The 6,969-nt window shown below is 25.2% G+C and carries 8 protein-coding genes; 3 read left to right on the forward strand and 5 right to left on the reverse strand.

Annotated features, from left to right (window positions below):
- Positions 1 to 244 precede the first annotated feature (244 nt).
- Complete coding sequence (locus ACYUEW_RS18720; protein ID WP_080333518.1) at positions 245 to 574, forward strand: HesB-like protein; 330 nt, start codon at positions 245 to 247, stop codon at positions 572 to 574.
- A gap of 241 nt (positions 575 to 815) precedes the next feature.
- Here ACYUEW_RS18720 and ACYUEW_RS18725 read toward each other — a convergent pair whose 3' ends face one another.
- On the reverse strand, positions 816 to 1,016 hold the full coding sequence (locus ACYUEW_RS18725; RefSeq protein WP_003363259.1) for an alpha/beta-type small acid-soluble spore protein: 201 nt from the start codon (positions 1,014 to 1,016) through the stop codon (positions 816 to 818).
- A 59-nt stretch (positions 1,017 to 1,075) separates the two neighbouring features.
- Positions 1,076 to 1,279, reverse strand: a complete 204-nt coding sequence (locus ACYUEW_RS18730) for an alpha/beta-type small acid-soluble spore protein (RefSeq protein WP_003486049.1) — start codon at positions 1,277 to 1,279, stop codon at positions 1,076 to 1,078.
- A gap of 737 nt (positions 1,280 to 2,016) precedes the next feature.
- On the opposite strand from ACYUEW_RS18730, the gene ACYUEW_RS18735 reads away from it, so the two are divergent.
- On the forward strand, positions 2,017 to 3,375 hold the full coding sequence (locus ACYUEW_RS18735; RefSeq protein ID WP_003486051.1) for a YjiH family protein: 1,359 nt from the start codon (positions 2,017 to 2,019) through the stop codon (positions 3,373 to 3,375).
- Positions 3,376 to 3,560: 185 nt separating this feature from the next.
- Here the strand turns inward: ACYUEW_RS18735 and ACYUEW_RS18740 are convergent, their stop codons facing one another.
- Positions 3,561 to 4,022, reverse strand: a complete 462-nt coding sequence (locus ACYUEW_RS18740) for a chemotaxis protein CheX (protein ID WP_030035041.1) — start codon at positions 4,020 to 4,022, stop codon at positions 3,561 to 3,563.
- On the reverse strand, positions 4,022 to 4,876 hold the full coding sequence (locus tag ACYUEW_RS18745; RefSeq protein WP_003486054.1) for a response regulator: 855 nt from the start codon (positions 4,874 to 4,876) through the stop codon (positions 4,022 to 4,024). Before ACYUEW_RS18745 ends, ACYUEW_RS18740 begins: the two co-directional genes overlap by 1 nt.
- Positions 4,877 to 5,291: 415 nt before the next feature.
- Between ACYUEW_RS18745 and ACYUEW_RS18750 the strand changes: the two genes are divergently transcribed.
- On the forward strand, positions 5,292 to 5,807 hold the full coding sequence (locus tag ACYUEW_RS18750) for a ferritin (protein ID WP_003486055.1): 516 nt from the start codon (positions 5,292 to 5,294) through the stop codon (positions 5,805 to 5,807).
- Between the two features lie 125 nt (positions 5,808 to 5,932).
- On the opposite strand, the gene ACYUEW_RS18755 is transcribed toward ACYUEW_RS18750, so the two are convergent.
- A complete protein-coding gene (locus ACYUEW_RS18755; protein WP_460277676.1) occupies positions 5,933 to 6,862 on the reverse strand; it encodes a glycoside hydrolase family 73 protein in 930 nt (309 codons plus the stop codon).
- Positions 6,863 to 6,969: the final 107 nt, after the last annotated feature.

Genomic DNA, 6,969 nt, shown 5'->3' on the forward strand with positions numbered 1-6,969 from the left:
CTGAATCTAATTATTTATAAATAATTAGATTCAGATTACAGAAACAATAAATAATAGATATCATTTGAAAACTCTTRTAAATTATAGCTATTTATAAATATTTTTAATAGATAACCTCCTAGTATATTGAAAATATTTATAATATATAATAATATTAATATTGTTAGATTTAAACTAAACCAAATAAAAATAATATATATATTATTTTTAACACAATTTTATATACAATAGAGGAGATGTTTATATGACACCAGTTAACATGAGCGATTTAGCTTATAAAGAATTTAAAAAATTTATAGAAGAAAATAATGTGAATTCAAACATATTTAGAATATTTTTAGCCGGAAATGGTTGAGGAGGTCCTGTTTTTAACATTGTTCTGGATGAACAAACAAACGAAGATTTACTATCACCTATCGGAGAATTATCATTTCTAGTACATAGGGATCTTTTTTCAGAATTTGGAGGTTTTATAATCCAATGTGCCGAAGAAAATGGCAAAGGTGGTTTTACTATAGATCCACTAATACAACCAGAAGGCATTAGTTGTTCTACTTGTTCAAGTTGTAATTAACTCAAAATACATATATAAATAATTTTTAATATATCTTATCAACTATAATATCGATTTAAACAAATAAACAATATTCGAATTGTATATAAATATATAATTTAAATATTGTTTATTCATGTATAATTTAAACTTTTATATAATAAACTTAAAAGGAATCATATAAGAAATAAACTCTTATATGATTCCTCAATTAAATTGCTTTTATATTAGTGTGTTTGGTGTAATATAATTATTTTAACTATTATAGATTTCTTTCGTAAGCTTCTACCATCTTTCTAACCATATTTCCGCCTACATATCCGTTTTGTCTTGAAGTTAAATTTCCTTTATCCACAGCATCATAGTTTGCTATTCCAACTTCGTTTGCAACTTCCATTTTTAATTGATTTAATCCATGTTTTGCCTCTGGCACTACTAAATTATTAGAATTTCTATTTGCCATGATATATTACCTCCTTATACACCTATCTTCAAATTTTATTTTTAATATTTGTGTTTAGTTTATAGATTTCTTTCGTAAGCTTCTACCATCTTTTTAACCATGTTTCCACCTACATATCCATTTTGTCTTGAAGTTAAGTTTCCTTTATCCATTGAATCATAGTTTGATATTCCTACTTCGTTTGCAACTTCCATTTTTAATTGGTTTAATCCATGTTGTGCTTCTGGCACTACTAAATTATTAGAATTTTTATTACTTGGCATAAATATTACCTCCTATTTATTTATCTTTTGTTTTTATTTATGCTTTATTAAGTTTTGTATTATAAGTATGTGTAGTTTTAAATTTATTATTATATAAAACTAAAGGTAACTATGATTAAGTTTTACTCTTAATACATATATTGTATATAATCTTAAATATAACATATATAAACAAAAAAAATAAAGAGCATAAGCTCTTTAATAAATAATAAGGATACATTAATATATTTCTATAAGGAATTTCTAAAACATATTAATTAAGTAAGAAGGAAATCATTATATAATATATAAATCAAACCATTATTAACCCCACTTATATGAGTAGCAAAATTCATGCCAAGTACTTAAAAGCTAAAAACGGTAAAGATTTATACTTTCTAATCTCAAAATGCTATAATTAAAATATCAATTTGAGATTTTATTAATATTTGTTACATTTTGATACACTATATATGAATCACATTACAGTTAATTTCAATTTCAAACTTATCTTCGTTAAATTCTATTTAATTTATTTAGTGTATAAATTTTCAGAAAAATGCGACTACAAAGCCATTAACCTATGTTTTGCAATAATAAAAACACTTTTTTTTGAATAATTATGCGTAATTAAATTAACACCCTATTGCAAACCTTGATATCCCTAGACTTCTGCTATTTATTCAACTTGATTTTATTATAATTATACATTATAATTTAAAATAACATGAATAAAAAATTGCAAAGGAGATGGTGTTTTGGAAAATCAAAAAAATAACAAATATTCATTTAATGAATTATTTAAATTTATTTGTCCGTCTTTAATAGGTTTTATACTCTTTATAATACCTATTTCTTATGATGGAGAAATAACAATACCTATTGCTGTACTTTCAAAAATTGTTTTAGCTGGGTTAGGTAGTATATTACCTCAACTTATGGGAATCATCATATGCATTACTTTTATTTGTACAATGATTACTAAAATATTTAAACCTAAAGCTATTTTAGTAAATAAATTTTTTAACAATTTATTCAACGTTTCCACCGTATGGGTACTAGCTAGAGTATTAGGATTTATATTTATTATTTCTACCTTTTTTAAAATAGGTCCTGAATGGATATGGTCAAAAAATACAGGGGGCTTATTACTTTATGATTTGCTTCCTATATTATTTTCAGTATTTATATTCGCAGGAATGTTACTTCCTTTATTATTAGACTTTGGTTTATTAGAATTTGTTGGGGCATTACTTACTAAAGTAATGAGACCAATATTTAATTTACCAGGCCGTTCTTCTATAGACTGTATGGCTTCTTGGCTTGGTGATGGTACTATTGGTGTATTACTTACTAGCAAACAATATGAAGAGGGTTATTATAGCGAAAGAGAAGCTGCAGTTATAGGAACAACCTTCTCAGCAGTTTCTATAACTTTTAGTTTAGTTGTAATATCTCAAGTTAAACTTGCTCATATGTTTGTGCCTTTTTATTTAACAGTTTGCTTAGCAGGTATAATTGCAGCTATATTAATTCCTCGCATACCACCACTTTCAAGAAAACCAGATGCTTATTTAAATGGTGGAGAAAGCAAAAATTCTGAAGCTCTTCCAGAAGGATATACACCTTTTACATGGGGTCTTGAAAAAGCTGTTGCTAAAGCCGACTCCAATGATGATCCATTTAATTTTATAAGACAAGGGTTACAAAATGTATTGGATATGCTTTTAGGCGTAACTCCTGTAGTTATGGCTATGGGAACATCTGCTCTTATATTAGCTGAATATACTCCGCTTTTTAAATGGTTAGGTCTACCTTTTATACCACTACTAAACTTATTAAAAATACCAGAAGCCGCTTTAGCATCACAAACTATTGTAGTTGGTTTTGCAGATATGTTTCTACCTTCAGTTATTGCAGCCACTATACAAAGCGAAATGACAAGATTTATAATAGCTTGCCTTTCAGTTACTCAATTAATCTATATGTCTGAAGTAGGAGGACTATTATTAGGTTCTAAAATACCTGTTTCATTAAAAGATCTGATTATTATATTTCTTGAGAGAACCTTAATAACTTTACCTATTATTACTTTAGTAGCTCACATATTATTTTAAAAAAATATATTATATATTAGAGATTAATAAAAATAAATATTTAAAACATTCTAATAGCAATTTAATAGATTTATATTTTAAAATACTATTAGAATAATTTTAAAATAAGCACTTATAATTTTAAATAAGTGCTTATTTATATTAAACAAATTTAAAAATGTGTTTAATCAATCTAGAGGTTTTATTTAAATTTTCTCAAAAGCTACATTTACATCTATAGGAATATCATCTGCTACTATCTTAATATTTAATATTTTATCCGTATTTAATTTTATTTTTATATCCTGACCATACATTAAGGTAGGTGTAGATATATTAACATTAACTCCTATATTAGAAAAGTTTATACTAGCATTAGCTGTAAGCATATTTGAAAGTTCAGAAAGAGCACTTTGAGCCATTTCATTTAGTTCCTCCACAGGAAGACCCATCATCATTTTTGAAGCTATTTTTTTACCATTTTCCCCTTCTATATTATACACAATATTCCCTTTAATATCTCCTACAATACCTAAATTTATAAGTATTCCTAAACTTTCTACACTGTTTTTTACAGTAACATCCTCTCTTGTAACATTAGAAAAACCAATTTGAGGTAATATATTGTAAAAAGAATCTATAAAAGGATTAATATATTTTGCATCCATTATGATTCACCTCTCTTGAAGCCTACATTTATATAAATTTGCCCAAATTCTGTATTCGATTCTACAGCTAAGCTCTCTAGTAAGCTTTGAGATATATTAAGGGATTTACCATAAAATATACTTGGAGGAGCTATTCTTAATCCAAACACTTTATTTTTTCTGTTTAGCATAGAACATGCATTTCCAGCTACAATATTAGAAAACTCACCAATAACATTTAAAACCTCATTCATATCCTTTGGTTCTCTCTTCAACATAAAATTAACCATACTATTAGCTGTTTCCTGTGATAAATCTAAAATCATTCTTCCTGAAAAATTACCTATTATACCTATAACTACAGCCATACCTCTGGAAGTTTCTGAAATAGTACACTTTCTATCTTCTGAAAATTCTGCAGTAGTCTTAGTAAATTTATTTAAAGTGTCTCTAAAGGATTCTTTAAAAATTTCAAAATAATTATTTTCAAGTTGTAAAAATAATTCTTCCTTCATAATAACCTTTTCTATTGTTGCTATAAGTTCTTCTGGATCTATAGGTTTTTGAATATATCCACAAACCTTATTTTCATTAGCTTTTTTTACTATTTCTTCATCCATCATAGAACTTATAACTATTACCTTTACATTTTCATTTATTTTATTAATAGCTTTTATACATTCTATTCCATCTGTACCTGGCAAAGTCATATCCATGGTTACAATATCTGGTTCTTTATCCTTTACTACATTTATAACTTCTTCTAAGTTCCCTGCTTCTCCAACTACAGTTAATCCATTTTCCTCTAATATGTCTTTTATAATACTAATTGAAAAAGGAGAATCATCTACAATAACTACTTTAGTATTTTTCATATTTTTCCCTCTTCTTTCTTCCCAAATTTATTAATAATAAAGATTATTTCTTATTGTTTCTATTTTAATATATTTTTCTTAAAATTTAAACAATTTCTATAAATAACTTATATAAATCTTTTTCGTTCATATAATAGCTTCCTTTAGATTTATAAAAAAAATTTAATATTTTTCTATAATAAAAAATTTATTATATATTATTAACTATAAATCTTAGTTTTACTATATTCTAAATAATAATTTATTAAATACATTTAAATTTTTTGTATATATTTGTTGAGATATCAACTTATTTGTTGATTGCATAATTATATTAATATATAATTAGTATATAAGATTAAAAATTACACATTATAGTAATAATTGCTATTAAATATACCTTTAGTTACTAAATTTATTTATAGGAGGAAATTTTATGCTAAGTGAAAAATTATTAAAAGCTTTAAATAATCAAATAAACTTTGAATTTTATTCATCTTATATTTATTTAGCTATGGCTTCTTATGCTGAATCAGAGGATTTAGCTGGATTTGCTAACTTTTTTAGAGTGCAGGCTCAAGAAGAAATATTCCACGCTATGAAATTTTATGATTATGTAAATCAAATGGGCGGAAGAGTAATACTTGAGAAAATAGATCAGCCTAAAGCTGAATATAAAAACATACTTGAATGCTTTGAAGATGGATTTAATCATGAAAAAATAGTCACAAGTAGAATTTATAATTTGACTGATATTGCCACAGAAGAAAAAGAACATGCTACTATAAGTCTTTTAAAATGGTTTATAGATGAACAAGTAGAAGAAGAAAATAATTTTAATACTATAATAAGAAAATTAAGGAGAGCAGAATCTAATCCAGCAGTACTTTATATGCTCGATGATGAGTTATCTACAAGAGTATTTACTCCACCAACAAACACTGGAGCTTAATTTTTAATATAAAAAATCTGCTATTAAGTTAAATCCTATATTCAATTTTAATTAAAATACTCCCTATTCACAATCTAGTTGTGATAATAGGGAGTATTAATAATTTACTAGCGACAGATTTCACTTTATTTTCTACTTATCTTCTCTTGAGTTTTACTGTCTATTAACTGCAAATTATATTCTCTTATAATTTTTCCAAGTAAACTACTATATAATAAATTACCATCCTTATCTTTTTTAGTACTATACCCTGCCTTTTCTATGGCTTTTGCTTGTGTCTTATATTCTGTAGCTCTAAAAACTTTATTTTCTCTATATCTCTTATTCTTAACTAAAAAATTTGCATAATCCTTTATAGAATCCTCTTTGGAAGAATAATATCTAAAGTTATCTTTAATTTTATCTTTATAATTTTCTGAGGTTTCCATATTTAAAACCTTACCTTGCCAAGAAGGAGTAGCCTTAATTCCAAATAAATTATTTCCTTTTTTACTAAGTTCCGATCTACCCCAATCTGATTCTAAAATAGCCTGTCCTATAGTTATAGAAGGTAAAATCCCATATTCATCATATAATTCCTTTGATATAGGTATCAATTCATCTATAAACTGCCTTTTATATTCATCTGGTGTTATAGGATATATATTATTTAACTTGTCTAAATATTTATGTACATTCTTTTTTTCTTCTTCAGTAAAAGACATTTTACTTATAACTTCATCTAAAGTCAGTAATCTATAATTAGTATTCTTAAACTTTCTATTTTTACTAATTTCTAAAAAACTTCCTCCTAAAGTCTTTGCACTTTCTATATTAGCTTTAGAAAAATCTCCTTCATTTTTAACTGCATCTAAAGCAGCTATGTATTTCCAATTAACTTGCAATTTGTTCTCACTAACTTCATCTGTAGCTCTAATATAAATATTCATTGCATTCTCTGGTAAAAACCTTTCTTTTGTCTTGTTTAGAATTAATGAATTAAATATTATAAAAATAGTAAAAACTAATAAAACTAATATTATTAGCTTTAAAAACAAACCTGTTATTTTCTTCATAAAACCCTCCATAACTTCCTGATATAGCTTATATATGTCTTTGTAAAAATTATTATATCAAAAATCTAAATAATTTTATTATAAAAATTATTTAAAAAGCTAATATT

Source organism: Clostridium sp. CTA-1 (genome assembly GCF_054768215.1).